The following is a 14,769-nucleotide window of genomic DNA, read 5'->3' as shown; positions in this document are numbered from 1 at the left end:
GCGGCACCCGCCGCGCCCGCGCCGAGCGCCGTCTTGACCACGGTGCGGCGGGTGGTGCCGCCGCCGAAGCCGAAGGGGCAGCTTCCCGTCGGGGACTGGTTCTGGTCGGTCATCAGGCGGACTTCCGGATCTCGAGCAGGTCGGGGATGGGCGAGAGGTCTTCCAGCAGCTGGCCGGTGGCGCCGTTGATCGAGGCGCGGGTGGTCGGTTCGAGCTGGTCGACGGGGGTCCAGACGGTGCCCTGGTGCTGGGCGTCCAGCAGTGCGGACAGCCGGGCGACGTCGGAGTCGACGGTGGCCAGCAGGGTGGGGCTGCGCTTGGTGATCAGCGGGCGCAGCACCGAGAGCAGTTCCCTCGTGCCGGCCAGATTGGCCTGGGCCGTGGCCAGGTTGGTGCCGCTGCCCTCGTCGGTGTCGCCGGTCAGCTCGAACTGGAGGGTGTTCTCCAGGATCTCGTGGGTGCGCAGCGGCAGGTCGGTGGGGTCGAAGTCCTGGGTGGGGAAGGCCTTGCGCAGCCCGGCGACGTCGGTCGAGAGCTGGTCGGCCGCGGTGCTGAGGCTCTGCGCGGACTCACCGTGCCACAGCCCGTACTCCAGCCGGTGGAAGCCGGTGAAGTCCTTGTCGTGGACCCCGTCGGTCAGGCCGTCGGCCCGGCCGTTGATCTTCTTGTCGAAGTCGGAGAAGGTGCCGTACGCGGCACCGAGCGAGGAGTACTGGAGGTGCGCGGTGAGCCAGTCCGCCTTGGCGGCGGCGAGGTTGCCGCCCTTGAGGTCGGCCTGCAGCTTGTCGGCCTCGGTGACCAGGGTGGCCAGACCGGCGTTCACATAGGCCTTGTAGGCGGCCAGCGGCGCTTCCAGGTCGGCCTCGGCGAGCGGCAGCACGGCCTGCACCGAGGTTCCGCCGGTGACGGTGACACTGGCCGAGGTGACCGCCGTGCCGCCGGTGGGGACGCAGCGCCAGGCGTAGGTGCCGCTGCCGATGGTGGCGGTGAGGGCCCGGGTGGTGCCCGGCGCCAAACCCTCGATCTCGCCGAAGACGGCGTTGCTGCTGGGGTCGATCAGGTACACCTCGGAGGTGTCCTTGCCGGTGTTGCGCATCTGGAAGGTCTGCTGGCCCGGCTGCGGTGCGGTGAACCCCTTGCCGCAGGCGGTGGGTGACACGGTGACGGTCGCCGCGACGGCGGGCTTGCCGTTGCCCGCAGCGATCACCGCCCCGGCGACGACCGCCGGGACGGCGACCACGGCGACCGGGACCAGCCAGCGCGGACGGGGCCGCTTGCCGCCTCCCCCGACGGCGGGCTCCTGCGCGGGCTCGGGCTCGGCTGCAGTCTTGGGCGCCGGCGCGGCTTCGGGCCCGGGGTCCGGCGCAGGCTCCGATGCCGACGCGGACTCAGGTGCGGGCTCGGGCTCGCTCGCCGTCGGGGGCGCTGTAGCCGGCGCCGACTCCGCGACGGAGGTCGTCCCCGCCGACGCGACCTCGGCCGGCGCCGGCTCGGCCCCCACCGCGGCAGCAGCCGGTGCCGCGGCCGCGGCCTGCGGTGCGCGGACACCGCGCAGGAACAGCCCCATCACCACGGCCAGGTAGGCGACATAGGCGACGACCTGCAGCCAGGTCATCTGGGTCGTCAGATTGAACACGCCCTGGACCAGGGTGGCGTACCAGGAGTTGGCGTCGATGCTGCCGCCGAGGTCGACGGCGAAGCTGTGGATGCCGGGGAGGACGCCGCCCTCCTGGAGGTCCCGCAAGCCGTAGCCGAGCACGCCGGCCGCGATGACGATCAGGCCCGCGCCGGTCCAGGTGAAGAACCGGGTCAGATTGATCTTCAGCACCCGCCGGTACAGCGCCCAGCAGAGCACCGTCGAGAGCACCAGACCGACGGCCGCGCCGATCAGCGGCCCGGTGGACTCCCCCGCCGTCTGCGCGGTGGTCCAGATGAACAGCGCCGTCTCCAGCCCCTCGCGGCCCACCGCGAGGAAGCTGGTGGCGACCAGTACGCCCGACCCGACCGCCAGCGCGGCGCCGACCTTCTGCTTCAACTCGCTGGAGAGGTTGCGGGCGTTGCGCCGCATCCAGAAGACCATGCCGGTGACGAACGCGACCGCGATAATGCTCAACGTCCCGCCGAACGCCTCCTGGGCGGTGGCGGAGAGACTGTGCGCGGTGAAGGTGAGCACCGCTCCAAAACTCAACGAGAGCGCGATGGCCGCCAGGACACCGGTCCACACCTGCGGCAGCCGTGACTTCTGGTCACTTCTGACCAGTGTGGCGACAAGGATGGAAACGACCAGACCGGCCTCCAGGCCCTCTCTGAGCCCGATGAGAAAACTCGGGAATGCGTCGTCCCACATGGGTGATCCTTCTGCTCGGCGTGCTTAGCTTAGGCATACCTTACTAAAGCCGGGTCCACGCATCCAGACCGGGGTGTCTTCTCCTTGTGCTCAGCCCGCTCAGCCGCTCGGCGACTCAGCAACTCAGCGGTTCAGCCGCTCGGCGACTCAGCGGCTCAGCCGGTCGGTCGTCCACTCGGCCGGCCGGGTCCGTGCCACTCAGCCCGTCGCCCGCAGCATCGCCCACAACGCGGTGGTGGCCGCGACCAGGGTGGCCGGGACCGTCCACAGCCCGAGGCGGGTGAACAGGCCCAACTCGGCGTCGGTGCCGTGGTCGCGCAGTAGCCTGCGCCAGAGCAGGGTGGCCAGCGAGCCGGCATAGGTGAGGTTGGGACCCAGGTTGACCCCGATCAACGCGGCCAGCACCGGACCGGGACCGCCGGCGGAGAGCACCGGCAGCAGCGCCAGGATCGCCGGCAGGTTGTTGATCGCATTCGCCAGCACCGCCGCCACGGCCGCGATCGCCAGCAGCGCGGGCAGGTCGGAGGAGTGCGGCAGCAGCCCTCCGGCCGCCGACTGCAGCCCGTTGGCCATGACCGCCTCGACCACGATCCCGAGCGCCAGTACGAAGACGCAGAACAGCGGATCGGTCGCGCGCAGCAGTGCGACCGTGGTGGCGCGGCGCCGATGGCGCGCCCGGGCCACAGTGCGCACGCCCAGCACGAGCACGCCGCCGAGCGCCGCCCAGGCCGGGTTGGCGCCCGCCAGCGAGACCACGGCGAAGCCGGCCAGGGTGAGGGCGAGCACGAGCAGAGTGAACAGCGGGACGGGGGTGGCCGTCCCGGCCGGGGGCGGCGGCGCCTCCGGCCCGTCGACGGGTTCGCCCAGATCCGACCGGAAGAAACGGCGGAACACCAGGTACTCGATCCCGATGACCAGCAGCCAGGCCGGGGCCATCACCACACCGAACCGGACGAAGGAGATCCCGGCAGCGGTGAAGGCCAGCAGATTGGTCAGGTTGGAGACCGGCAGCAGCAGCGACGCGCTGTTGGCCAGATGCGCGGCGGCGTACACATGCGGACGCGGCCTGGCTCCGGCCCGGGCCGCGGCGGCGAAGACGACCGGCGTCAGCAGTACCACCGTGGCGTCCAGGCTGAGCACCGCCGTGGTGACCGAGGCCACCGCGAACACCCCGCCCAGCAGTCGGACCGGACGCCCCCGGCAGGCCCGGGCCACCAGTTCCCCCGCCGCCGCGAACAGCCCGTCGTCCGCGCAGAGACGCGCCAGCACCAGCACCGCCGCCAGGAATCCCACCACCGGGAGCAGCAGTCCGGTCTGCGCCCAGGCCTGCTCCGGGCTCACCGCTCCCAGCAGCACCACCAGGGCGGCGGCAGGCACGGCGGCGGCGGCCTCGGGCCAGCCCTTGGGCCGCAGCACCGCGAACACCAGCACGCCCGACAGCAGTGCCACGGAGAGCCCTTCGGCCACTGCGCTGTTCAGGACTTCTCCACATCAAAGGGGCGTACGGGCGGTATGAAGACTACCGGTTCCTGCCCCGCGCCACTCCGGTCACACCTGGCCCCACCGCAGCCGGTCACCGCGCCGTCGTCCGGCCCATGGAGAATGACGCCATGCGGATACTGCTGGTGGAGGACGAGGCGCGGCTGGCAGAACGGATCGCCGAAGGGCTGCGCGACCAGGGCATGGCGGTCGACGTCTGCCACGACGGCGGCCAGGCCCTCGCCAAGATCGATCTCACCAGCGGCTACGACGTCCTGGTGCTGGACCGCGACCTGCCCGGTATCAGCGGCGACCAGGTCTGCCGCGAACTGACCGGCCGCCCCGACGCGCCGATGGTGCTGATGCTCACCGCGCTGTCCGGGACGGACGACCGGGTCGACGGCCTGGCCCTGGGCGCCGACGACTACCTGGGCAAGCCGTTCTCCTTCGCCGAGCTGACCCTGCGGGTCCAGGCCCTGGCCCGCCGCGGCCGCTCCCACTCCGCCGTGCTCAGCTGCGCCGACGTGACCATGGACACACTGCGCCGGACGGTCCACCGGGGCGGCCGACCGGTCGCGCTCACCGCCAAGGAGTTCGCCGTGCTGCAACTGCTGCTGGCCGCCGACGGCGCCGTCCTCAGCCAGGAGCAGCTGCTGGAGCGCGCCTGGGACGAGCACGCCGACCCCTTCACCAACACCGTCCGGGTCACCGTCAACCGGCTGCGCCGCAAGCTCGGGGCCCCCGAGCTGGTGGAGACCGTGGTCGGCGCCGGCTACCGGGTCAGCACATGAGGCGGCCGCCGCTCACCATCAGGGCCCGGCTCACGCTCACCTACGCCGCGCTGTTCACCCTCGGCGGCAGCGCCCTGGTGCTGGCCCTGACCACGGCGTTCTACCACTTCATCTTCCAACCGCTGCCGGACGACCAGATCCCCGGCAGCCTCGACCCCGACCACGACCATTTCATCGGCCTGAGCGACCAGATCCGCGACGCCGCCGCGTCACATCTGCTCCAGGTCGCGCTGGTGCTGCTGGTCCTGGTGGTCGCGGTCTCCGCGCTGGTGGGCTGGTGGGTGGCCGGCCGGCTGCTGCGGCCGATCGCCGACATCACCGCCGCCGCCCGCCGCGCCAGCGGCACCACCCTGCACGAGCGGCTCAACCTCTCCGGTCCGTCGGACGAGCTCAAGGAGCTCGGCGACACCTTCGACCAGATGCTGGAACGCCTGGACGCGGCCTTCGCTGCCCAGCGCCGCTTCGTCGCCGACGCCAGCCATGAGTTGCGCACCCCGCTCGCGCTCACCCGCGCCGCCGTCGAGGTGACCCTGGCGAAACCGGAGCCGGACCAGGAGCAGTGGCGCAGCATGGCCCATGACGTCGCCGACGCCACGGTCCGGGCCCAGCACCTGATCGACGCCCTGCTCACGCTGGCCCGCTCGGAGCAGCGGGTCACCGATCCGGAGGAGGACGACCTGGCCGACATCGCCGCCGAGGAGATGGACCGGGTCGCCGCCCGCTGCCGGGACCGGCGGATGCGGGTGGAGGCCGACTTCGGGCCGGCGCCGCTGCGCGGCAGCGTCGCCCTGCTGGGCATCGCGGTGGCGAACCTGCTGGACAATGCGGTCAAGTACGGCAGCGAGGGCGGCCTGCTGCGGATCACCACCGCGGAGAGCGGTCCCGGAAGGGTCCGGCTGACCGTCGTCAATGACGGCCCGGTGCTCCCGCTCGAACGCTCGGACCAGCTCTTCGAGCCCTTCCAGCGCGGCGCCCGGGTCCGGGCCGCAGGTCCGGGGGACGACCGGGAGGGTGCGGGACTCGGTCTGTCGATCGTCCGCGCCGTGGCCCTCGCCCACGGCGGAAGCGTCACCGCCGTCCCCCGCGCCGAGGGCGGACTGACCGTCAGCGTGGTGCTGCCGTCGGGGTGAGACCGCCCGGGGTCAGGAGGGCCAGCCCGCCCAGAACCAGAGGACCACGGCCTGGGCGATGAAGAGCACCGCCTCGCCGCCCTCCCTGGTGTGCAGCCAGGACCATGCCTGCTGGGTGTGTCGCATGCGCCTTCTCCTGGGTGTGCGTCCAGGCTGCGTCTACAGCCATGTAGACAAAGCTACCCCTAAACCACACGATCAGGTGATCTCCGCCGGTCCGGCGTGACATCGACCCCGCCGACGTGATGCGGTCCTACCAGGTCCGCATCACTGACCGGGGGTAACGCCGTGGCTGAAACGTCGCCATATCGCAGTGGAATCAGTGAACTTGTCGCGATGCTGCAGAGACATCTTCTATGGATCATGGTCGGGGCGTATGTCCTGGCCGCCGTCCTGCCCGGCCCCGGGGAGGCGGTCCGCGCCGTCTCGCTCGGACGGATCGGCTCCACCGGCCTCCCGCTGCAGGCGGGGCTGCTGGCCGTGGTGGTGTTCAACGCCGGGCTGACCGCCAGGGCGGAGCGACTGCCCGCACTGTTGCGCCGCCCCGGTCCGCTGGCCCTGGGGGTGGCGATCAACGCCCTGCTGCCCACGGTGCTGCTGGCGGTGGCCTCGGTGGGCGCCGAGGGCTGGCACAACCCGCGCGAGGCACAGAGCCTGCTGGCCGGGCTCGCCCTGATCGGCGCGATGCCGGTGGCGGCGGGCGCCACCGTCTTCTCCCAGGGCGACGAGGGCAGCGCCACCCTCAGCCTGGGCCTGGTGCTGGGATCCACCCTGCTCAGCCCGCTGACCATCCCTTTGGGGCTGCACCTGGGCGGCTTCCTCACCACCGGCGGCTACGCCGCGGACCTGCACGCGGCGGCGAGAACGGCCGGCAGCCTGTTCGCGGTCATGGTGGTCGTCCTGCCCTGCCTGCTCGGCCTGCTGACCGGCCGACTGGTCGCCCGGCTCGGCCGGTCCGGTCAATCCGGCCGGTCCGGTCAATCCGGCCGGTCCGGTCGACCGGACCGGACCGGCCGCGGCCTGGCGCCCGCCCTCCCGGCCATCAGGCTGGTCAACCTGGCCGTTGCGATCACCCTCAGCTACACCAACGCCTGCGGGGCGCTGCAGCAGGTGATCACCAGGCCGGACCCGGACTTCCTGCTGCTGGTGGTCGCGGCGACGGCGCTGATGTGTTCGGTGTCGTTCCTGTGCGGTTGGGTCATCGCCGGGCGGCTGCGCTGCGACCGCGGCGAGGCCGTGGCGCTCACCTACGCCTCCGGGATGAACAACAGCAGCGCCAGCGCCGTCCTGGCGGCGACGCGGATAGCGGACCACCCGGCGGTGCTGCTGCCGATCCTCGCCTACAGCCTGCTGCAGAAGATCCTCGCCGGATCCGTGGGCCGCGTCATCGACCGGGCGCCCGGGCGCTGACAAGTCGAGCCTGTTATCCGGGTGTTAGGTGCTTCGTGCGAGGCTTGCGCGGTCCCATGTCCAGTAGGAGAACGGTCGCCGCCCCATGTCGACAGGCCAGATCGCACGGCACCGCGCAGCAGCACCCGTGCGGCACGCGCTGAGCAAGGTTCCGGAAGTCACCCTGTACTTCTGGATCACCAAGGTCCTCACCACCGGGATGGGCGAGACCACCTCGGACTTCCTGGCCCAGCACATCGACCCGGTGATCGCCGTGGGCCTGGGGTTCGTGGCCTTCGCCGCCGCAATGCTGCTGCAGTTCCGCGCCGTCCGCTACACCGCCTGGATCTACTGGACCGCGGTGGTGATGGTGAGCGTCTTCGGGACCATGGCGGCCGATGTGCTGCACGTCCAGTTCGGCATCGCCTACGCGGTGTCCACCGCGTTCTTCAGCGTGGTCCTGGCCGTGGTGCTGGTCGCCTGGTACAAGGTCGAGGGCACGCTGTCGATCCACAGCATCCACACCCGCAGCCGTGAACTCTTCTACTGGGCGACCGTGCTGACCACCTTCGCCCTGGGCACGGCCGCGGGCGACCTGACCGCCGTGAACCTGCACCTCGGCTACTGGGCCTCCGGTGTACTGTTCGCGGTCCTGATCGCGATCCCCGCGGTGGCCCACTGGCGCTTCGGGATGAACCCCATCGCCGCCTTCTGGTTCGCCTACATCATCACCCGCCCGCTCGGCGCCTCCTTCGCCGACTGGATGGCCGTCTCCCACGCCCGCGGCGGCCTCGCCTGGGGCACCGGCCCGGTCAGCCTGGCCTGGGCCCTGGTCATCCTGGGCTTCGTCGTCTACCTGGCCGTCTCCCGCAAGGACGTGTCCGAGCCCGAGCAGGGCTGAGCCCCGCCCCGGCCCCGGCCGGGCCCTCGCCTGTGCCCCCGCCGTCCGCGCCCCCGCCGCCTAGGCGGAGGCGCGGACGATCAGCTCGGTGGGCAGGATGACGGACGCCGGGGGCTCGCCCGCGATCAGCGACTGGAGCACCCGGACCATCTCCGCGCTGATCCGGTCCCAGGGCTGACGCACCGTCGTGAGCGCGGGGCGGGTGGTGGCGGCGATGGTCGAATCGTCGAAGCCGCCGACCGCGACGTCCTCGGGGACCCGGCGGCCGGCCTGTTCCAGGACGCCGAGGGCGCCGTCCGCCATCAGGTCGGAGGCGACGAAGACGGCGTCCAGGTCGGGGGCGGAGGCCAGCAGCGCGGCCATCGCGGCCTCGCCGCCGGCCCGGCTGTAGTCGCCCTCGGCGACCAGCGCCGGATCCTGCGCCAGGCCCGCCTCGGCCAGGGTCTCCCGGTAGCCGGTGAGCCGGTCGACGCCGCCGGGGGTGTCCAGCGGGCCGGTGATGGTGGCGATCCTGCGGCGGCCGGTGCCCAGCAGGTAGCGCACCATCGCCCTGGCCCCCTCGCGGTCGTCCGCCGCGACATAGGGCGTGGTCGAGGTGTGACCGAGCGGTTTGCCGCAGGCGACCACCGGCATCCGGGCCTCGTCCAGCAGCTCCACCATCGGGTTGCCGGAGTGGGAGGAGACCAGCAGCACGCCGTCCACATGCCCCGAGGTGATGTAGCGCCCTATCCGGCGGCGCTCCTCCTCGGTGCCGGCGATCATCAGCAGCAGCGGGATGTCGTGCTTGGCGAGGGCCGTGGTGCAACCGCGCAGCAGCTGGTTGAAGTTGGGGTCCTCGAAGAAGCGCGCCTGCGGCTCGGTCAGCAGGAAGGCGACCGAGTCCGAGCGCTGGGTGACCAGGCTGCGGGCATGGCGGTTGACGACGTACCCGGTCTTCTTGATGGCGGCGTTGACCGCCTTCAAGGCCTCCGGGCTGACATTGTGGCCGCCCTGCAGCACCCGGGAGACGGTGCCGCGGGAGATCCCCGCCTCACGGGCGACGTCGTGGATGGTCGGTGGCCGGCGGCGGGCCGGGGTTGCATCGGTCATCTGAGGTAGGGGCTCTTCCTTGGGTAGCTGCTGTGCGGCTGCTGATACCTGATCAGGACTTTACGGCCCCGGAGAGCAGGTCGAGACGCCAGTACCGCTGCAGTGACAGGAACAGCACGATCAGCGGCAGCACCGATATCAGCGAGCCGGTGACCACCAGGGTGTAGGCGGACGGGGCCTGCGCGCCCTGCTTCAACAGCGTGAACAGACCCACCGTCACCGGGAACTTGCTGTCGTCGCCGAGCATGATGAAGGGCAGCAGGAAGTTGTTCCAGATCGCCACGAACTGGAACAGGAACACGGTGACCAGCCCGGGCGCCATCATCGGCAGCGCGACCGAGCGGAAGGTGCGCCACTCGGACGCCCCGTCGATCCGGGACGCCTCCAGCAACGAGTCGGGGATGGAACCGGCCGCGTAGATCCTGGCCAGGTAGATGCCGTACGGGCTGAGGATGCTGGGCAGCAGCACCGACCAGTAGCTGTCGGCGAGACCGGCCTTGGCCATCAGCAGGTACTGCGGGATGGCCAGCACCACCGGCGGCATCAGCACCCCCGCCAGCAGGGTGTTGAAGATCGCGTTGCGTCCGGCGAAGCGGTACTTGGCCAGGGCGTAGCCGCTGATGCCGGAGACCGCGGCGGAGAGCAGCGCGCCGACCCCGGCGTAGAAGGCCGAGTTCAGCATCCAGGTCCAGAACTCACCGTTGCGGTAGGCGCTGAGGTCGTGGAGGTTGGACAGCAGGCCGCTGCCGGGGAACAGGGTGAAGGTGGAGAACAGCTGCGCGGTGCTCTTGGTGGCGGCGATCAGCACCCACACCACCGGGATCAGGCAGTAGACCGCCCCGGCCAGCAGGCCGACGGTGGGAGCCCAGCCGATCCGGCGCAGCCGGGCGGGGAGCGCGGAAACGCTCGCGGGGGCGCTGACGCCGGTGGCGTCCTGAGTCATCGTCACTGCTGCTCCCCATAGGCACGGCTGCCGACCAGCTTCAGGAATCCGAAGGAGATCGCCAGGGTCACCGCGGCGATGACCACCGAGGTGGCCGAGGCGGAATAGATGTCACCCTGCGTGAAGGCGTCGTGGTAGACCTTCATCAGCGGACTCCAGGTCGAGGAGATGCCGTTGGTCAGCGGCCTCAGTGTGGTGGGCTCGCTGAACACCTGAAGGGTGGCGATCAGCGAGAAGAAGAAGGTGAGCACGAGCGAGGGCAGCACCATCGGGATCTTGATCCGCAGGGCGATCTGCAGCTCGGACGCGCCGTCGATCCGGGCGGCCTCGTAGATCTCGGCGGGGATGGACCGCAGCGAGGTGTAGATGACCACCATGTTGAAGCCGGTGCCGCCCCAGACCGCGATGTTGGCCAGCGCGACGTACATGCCGTTGCCGGAGAGCAGCTGCGGGCCGCTCATGCCGAGTTTGCCGAGCAGGAAGTACCCCGGGCTGGTGGCGGGCAGGTAGAGGAAGCCCCAGAGCAGGCTGGCCACCACGCCGGGGATGGCGTAGGGGAGGAAGATGGCGATCCGCGAGAAGGCGCGGAGCCGTACCTTGTCGGCGTCCAGCAGCAGGGCGAAGAGCAGGGCCAGGCCGAGCATGATCGGGACCAGCATCCCGCCGTAGACCAGCACCCGCAGGGTGCCGTTCAGCAGCTCGGAGTCGCTGAGCGCCGAGGTGTAGTTGGACAGCCCGGCCCAGCCCTCGCTGCGTGCGCCGGCACCCAGCCCCAACCCCGAGATGTGGATCTTGCGGAAACTGAGGTAGCCCGCGTAGCCGATGGGCAGGGCGAAGGTCAGCGCGAACAGCACGATCGCCGGTGCGAGGAATCCGAACGGCGCCGGTCGGAACGTGCGACGCCTGGGGGGTGGGGCTGCCGTGGCCATGGGGCGCGGCTCCGTTCCAGGGGGTTGAGGGGACGAGGTGGCGGAAGCTGGGGGTGTCCCCCGCCCGGGTGGAGGCACCAGCCCGGGCGGGGAAGTTCGGATGACGGTGTCCGGTGTCAGCCGGCGACCTTGAAGCCCTGCTTCTGCATGTCCGCGAGGGTGGTCTGGTCCATGGTGTTCAGCGCGGCCCCGAAGTCGCTCTTGTTCTGCGCGGCCTTGCCGAAGGCGTCCTTGAAGGCGCTGTAGGCGACGTTGACGTTGGGTCCCCAGGCTGCGGGGGCCGTGGTCGCGGCGATCTTGGCGGCCGTGGTGTAGAAGTCGGGCTGGTTGCTGAAGAAGTCGGGCGCGGTGGCCAGCGCGCCGCCGGACTGGGCGTCGCTCGCAGCCGGGTAGTCGGAGGCGTCCTTGACCAGCGCGGCAACGGCCGTCGGGTCGGTGTTCAGCCAGAGCGCGAACTGGGCCGCCGCGTCCTGGTGCTTGGAGTTGTTGGTGACAGCCGTGGAGGAGCCGCCCCAGCTGCCGGTCACATTGGCGCCGGCGGTCCACTGCGGCAGCGCCGCCATGGCCCACTTGCCCTTGGTGGCGGGGGCGCTGCCGCTGAGCACGCCGGGGGCCCAGACCGCGCTGACCCAGGCGAGCTGGGTGCCGTCGTTGAGGGCCTTGTTCCAGGCCGGGGTGTACATGGGCTGGTTGTCGATGCTGCCGTTCTTGACCAGGTTGCCCCAGAAGCCGGCGACCTTCTGGGTGGCCGCGTCGTTGATGGCCACCTTCCAGGTGTCGCCGCTGGAGGTCCACCAGGAGGCGCCGGCCTGCTGGGCGAGGCCGGCGAAGAGTCCGGCGTCGTTGCTGGAGAAGGTGGTCAGCTTCTTGGTGGAGTCCTCCTTCTGCAGCTTCGCCGCGTCGGCCGCGAACTGGTCCCAGGTGGTGGGGACGGTCAGCCCGTACTTGGCGAAGAGGTCCTTGCGGTAGAAGAACATCAGCGGGCCGCTGTCCTGCGGGATCGCGTAGACCGCATTGGAGCCCAGGGTCACCTGCTTCCAGATGCCGGCCGCGAACTTGCTGGAGGCGGAGCCGTCCTGCTTGGAGATGTCCGCGAGGACGTTGTTGGAGACCAGCGTGGGCAGCGCCTGGTACTCGGCCTGGACCAGGTCGGGGGCACCGCCGGCCTTGGCCGCCGTGATGACCTTGGTGAGCAGGTCGTCGCCGGACGCCTGCTTCTCCACGGTGACCTGGATGTTCGGGTGGGACTTGTTCCACAGCGCCACGACCTGGTCCATGTTCGGGGCCCAGGACCAGTAGGTGAGCTTGACCGGACCAGAGGCCGTGGCCTGGGCGCTCGCACCCGCGGAGGAAGTGGAGCCGCTGCTGCTGCAGCCGGCGAGGAGGGAGGTGGCGACACCGGCGGCGGTCAGGCCGATGGCGATGCGGCGGTGCATCGAAAGCATGGGCTCTCCAACGGACGAGGACGTCCGCACCATGCGGACTGTCGTCTTCAGTCACTGTGAGCGTTCACAGTACGGAAACCAACACGACACTTGTCAAGAGTTGTTGCAATCCGGTTATCCAAGGATCTGCCAAGGGCTTGCAAATCCCGACTTTTCGACGATCAGCAGCTCAGAGCTGTCGAGTGATCAACAAAAACCAACATGACGCACCACTTGCCAAAGGGCGGTGTGCTTCAGCTAACGTGTGCACGTTCCCAGCCCTCTCGCTTCCGCAGGAGTCCGTCATGCCCCCGATCCCCACGCGACTCCCCGCACAGGCCTCCGCTCGGCGCCCCACCAGACTGCTGGGACGCGGCCTCGCGTTCGGCGGTGACTACAACCCCGAGCAGTGGCCCGAGGAGGTCTGGGCCGAGGACATGGCCCTGATGCGGGAGGCCGGTGTGAACGCCGTGAGCGTCGGCGTCTTCTCCTGGGCCCTGCTGGAGCCCGCCCCCGGCGTCTTCGAGTTCGGCTGGCTGGACCGGCTGCTGGACCTGCTGCACGACAACGGGATCGCGGTGGACCTGGCCACCCCCACGGTGGTGCCCCCGGCCTGGTTCTACGAGCGCAACCCCGACGCGCTGCCGGTCACCAAGGACGGCCGGCGACTGGCCTTCGGCGGCCGCGGCGCGATCTGCCACAGCTCCCCCGCCTACCGCCAGGCCGCCGCCGGCATCACCACCGCGCTGGCCGAGCGCTACGCCGACCATCCGGCGCTGGCGCTGTGGCACGTCTTCAACGAGTACGGCGCACCGGTCGCCGCCTGCTACTGCGAGCAGTCGGCCGTGGACTTCCGGCGCTGGCTGCGGGAGCGCTACCAGACCCTGGAGGCGCTGAACGAGGCCTGGGGCACCGTCTTCTGGGGCCAGCGCTACACCTCCTGGTCGCAGATCGAACCGCCGCGGACCACCCCCACCGCGGGGAACCCGGGCCACCAGCTCGACTTCAAGCGCTTCACCAGCGACGCCATGCTCGCCAACTTCAGCGCCGAGCGCGACATCCTGCACCGGCTCGCCCCGGAGACCCCGGTCACCACCAACTTCATGACGGCGCTGAGCCAGGGCCGCAATGTCGACTACTGGGCCTGGGGCCGCGAGGTGGACCTGGTCTCCAACGACCACTACCTGGTCGCCGAGGCCGAACGCACCCATGTCAACCTGGCGATGTCCGCCGACATCACCCGCTCGGTCGCCTCCGGCGCGCCCTGGCTGCTGCTGGAGCACTCCACCGGAGCCGTCAACTGGCAGCCCCGCAACCTCGCCAAGGGCCCCGGCGAGCTGGGCCGCAACAGCCTGGCCCATGTCGCCCGCGGCTCCGAGGGGGCGATGTTCTTCCAGTGGCGGGCCTCCCGCTACGGCGCCGAGAAGTACCACTCGACCATGCTGCCGCAGGCCGGGACGGACAGCCGGATCTGGCGCGAGGTGGTCCAGCTGGGCTCCGACCTGGGCCGGCTGGCGGAGATCCGGGGCACCCGGGTCCGCGCCGACGTCGCCGTGCTGTGGGACTGGCACTCCTGGTGGGCCCAGGACCTGGAGTGGCGTCCCACCGAGGACCACAGCGCCGAGGAGCGCGCCGACAGCTGGTACGAGGCCCTCTTCGACCAGCACCTCACCGTCGACTTCGCCCACCCCGAGGCCGACCTGAGCGCCTACCCGCTGGTGGTGGTCCCCGCCCTCTACCTGACCGAGACGGCCGCCGCCGAGAACCTGCGGCGCTATGTCGAGCAGGGCGGCGTGCTGGTGGTCTCCTACTTCTCCGGCATCGTCGACGGCACCGACACGGTGCACCCCGGCCCCTACCCCGGCGCGCTGCGCGAGGTGCTCGGACTGACGGTCGAGGAGTTCCTTCCGCTGCGCGAGGGCCAGACGGTCGCCCTGCACAGCGAGGGCGCGGAACTGCTCAGCGGCGACGTCTGGACCGAGACCGTGGTGCCGCGCGGCGCCGAGACGGTGTGGCGCTACGCCGACGGCCCGGCCGCGGGCGCTCCGGCGATCACCCGGCACAGCCTGGGCGCCGGCCACGCCTGGTACGTCTCCACCCGGCTCTCCGCCGCGCAGTTGGCCCCGGTGCTGGCGCTGGCCGGCCAGGACGCCCGGCTGCCGGACCGCAGCGAACTTCCGCACGACGTCGAGGTGGTGCACCGCAGCGGCGCGGACGGGGAGTACCTGTTCGCGATCAACCACACGGCGGCCGAGGCCAAGGTCCCGCTGCCCGGCGCGGGCACCGAGCTGCTCACCGGTGAGCGGACCTCGGGCTGTCTCCCGCTGCCCCCCGGGTCCGTCCGCGT

11 protein-coding genes are annotated in these 14,769 nt (G+C 71.0%); 5 read left to right on the top strand and 6 right to left on the bottom strand.

The genetic code is table 11. From position 1 onward, the window contains the following. Positions 1–112 precede the first annotated feature (112 nt). A complete protein-coding gene (efeU, locus tag TR46_RS01375) occupies positions 113–2,347 on the bottom strand; it encodes an iron uptake transporter permease EfeU (RefSeq protein WP_042392103.1) in 2,235 nt (744 codons plus the stop codon). Positions 2,348–2,545: 198 nt separating this feature from the next. Continuing rightward, the gene (locus TR46_RS01370) at positions 2,546–3,826 is read right to left on the bottom strand and encodes an SLC13 family permease (protein WP_042392102.1); all 1,281 of its coding nucleotides are present in this window, start codon (positions 3,824–3,826) and stop codon (positions 2,546–2,548) included. Positions 3,827–3,957: 131 nt separating this feature from the next. On the opposite strand from TR46_RS01370, the gene TR46_RS01365 reads away from it, so the two are divergent. The 4 genes from TR46_RS01365 to TR46_RS01350 all read left to right on the top strand — a co-directional run bounded on the left by TR46_RS01365 (position 3,958) and on the right by TR46_RS01350 (position 8,037). Next, the gene (locus TR46_RS01365) at positions 3,958–4,617 is read left to right on the top strand and encodes a response regulator transcription factor (RefSeq protein ID WP_042392099.1); all 660 of its coding nucleotides are present in this window, start codon (positions 3,958–3,960) and stop codon (positions 4,615–4,617) included. Continuing rightward, positions 4,614–5,747, top strand: coding sequence for a sensor histidine kinase (locus TR46_RS01360; RefSeq protein WP_042392098.1), 1,134 nt, complete (start codon positions 4,614–4,616; stop codon positions 5,745–5,747). Before TR46_RS01365 ends, TR46_RS01360 begins: the two co-directional genes overlap by 4 nt. Before the next feature lie 336 nt (positions 5,748–6,083). Next, positions 6,084–7,157 carry a bile acid:sodium symporter family protein gene (locus tag TR46_RS01355; RefSeq protein WP_084717710.1) on the top strand — a complete coding sequence of 358 codons (1,074 nt, stop codon included), beginning with the start codon at positions 6,084–6,086 and terminating at the stop codon, positions 7,155–7,157. Between the two features lie 85 nt (positions 7,158–7,242). Next, a complete protein-coding gene (locus TR46_RS01350; protein WP_042392095.1) occupies positions 7,243–8,037 on the top strand; it encodes a COG4705 family protein in 795 nt (264 codons plus the stop codon). 60 nt (positions 8,038–8,097) lie between these two features. On the opposite strand, the gene TR46_RS01345 is transcribed toward TR46_RS01350, so the two are convergent. From TR46_RS01345 to TR46_RS01330, 4 genes are all read right to left on the bottom strand, one after another. After that, a complete protein-coding gene (locus TR46_RS01345; protein WP_042392093.1) occupies positions 8,098–9,126 on the bottom strand; it encodes a LacI family DNA-binding transcriptional regulator in 1,029 nt (342 codons plus the stop codon). 52 nt (positions 9,127–9,178) lie between these two features. Then, the gene (locus TR46_RS01340) at positions 9,179–10,069 is read right to left on the bottom strand and encodes a carbohydrate ABC transporter permease (protein ID WP_042392091.1); all 891 of its coding nucleotides are present in this window, start codon (positions 10,067–10,069) and stop codon (positions 9,179–9,181) included. 2 nt (positions 10,070–10,071) lie between these two features. Beyond that, positions 10,072–10,998: a carbohydrate ABC transporter permease gene (locus tag TR46_RS01335; protein ID WP_042392089.1), complete on the bottom strand. Its 927-nt coding sequence runs from the start codon at positions 10,996–10,998 to the stop codon at positions 10,072–10,074. 116 nt (positions 10,999–11,114) lie between these two features. Beyond that, the gene (locus TR46_RS01330; protein ID WP_042392255.1) at positions 11,115–12,434 is read right to left on the bottom strand and encodes an extracellular solute-binding protein; all 1,320 of its coding nucleotides are present in this window, start codon (positions 12,432–12,434) and stop codon (positions 11,115–11,117) included. 293 nt (positions 12,435–12,727) lie between these two features. Here TR46_RS01330 and TR46_RS01325 point away from each other — a divergent pair. Then, positions 12,728–14,769: beta-galactosidase (locus TR46_RS01325; RefSeq protein ID WP_042392253.1), on the top strand; the 2,042-nt coding region annotated here is incomplete at its 3' end.

The organism is Streptacidiphilus carbonis, from assembly GCF_000787775.1.
Lineage (GTDB): Bacteria > Actinomycetota > Actinomycetes > Streptomycetales > Streptomycetaceae > Streptacidiphilus > Streptacidiphilus carbonis.
Note: the sequence above shows the minus strand (reverse complement) of the source record. Positions and strands in the feature narration are given on the sequence as shown.

Coding starts and splice junctions, on each gene's coding strand:
- TR46_RS01335 (WP_042392089.1), bottom strand. CDS start 10,998: ATGGCCACGGCAGCCCCACCCCCCAGGCGTCGCACGTTCCGACCGGCG.
- TR46_RS01355 (WP_084717710.1), top strand. CDS start 6,084: ATGCTGCAGAGACATCTTCTATGGATCATGGTCGGGGCGTATGTCCTG.
- TR46_RS01330 (WP_042392255.1), bottom strand. CDS start 12,434: ATGCACCGCCGCATCGCCATCGGCCTGACCGCCGCCGGTGTCGCCACC.
- TR46_RS01345 (WP_042392093.1), bottom strand. CDS start 9,126: ATGACCGATGCAACCCCGGCCCGCCGCCGGCCACCGACCATCCACGAC.
- TR46_RS01340 (WP_042392091.1), bottom strand. CDS start 10,069: ATGACTCAGGACGCCACCGGCGTCAGCGCCCCCGCGAGCGTTTCCGCG.
- efeU (WP_042392103.1), bottom strand. CDS start 2,347: ATGTGGGACGACGCATTCCCGAGTTTTCTCATCGGGCTCAGAGAGGGC.
- TR46_RS01360 (WP_042392098.1), top strand. CDS start 4,614: ATGAGGCGGCCGCCGCTCACCATCAGGGCCCGGCTCACGCTCACCTAC.
- TR46_RS01350 (WP_042392095.1), top strand. CDS start 7,243: ATGTCGACAGGCCAGATCGCACGGCACCGCGCAGCAGCACCCGTGCGG.
- TR46_RS01365 (WP_042392099.1), top strand. CDS start 3,958: ATGCGGATACTGCTGGTGGAGGACGAGGCGCGGCTGGCAGAACGGATC.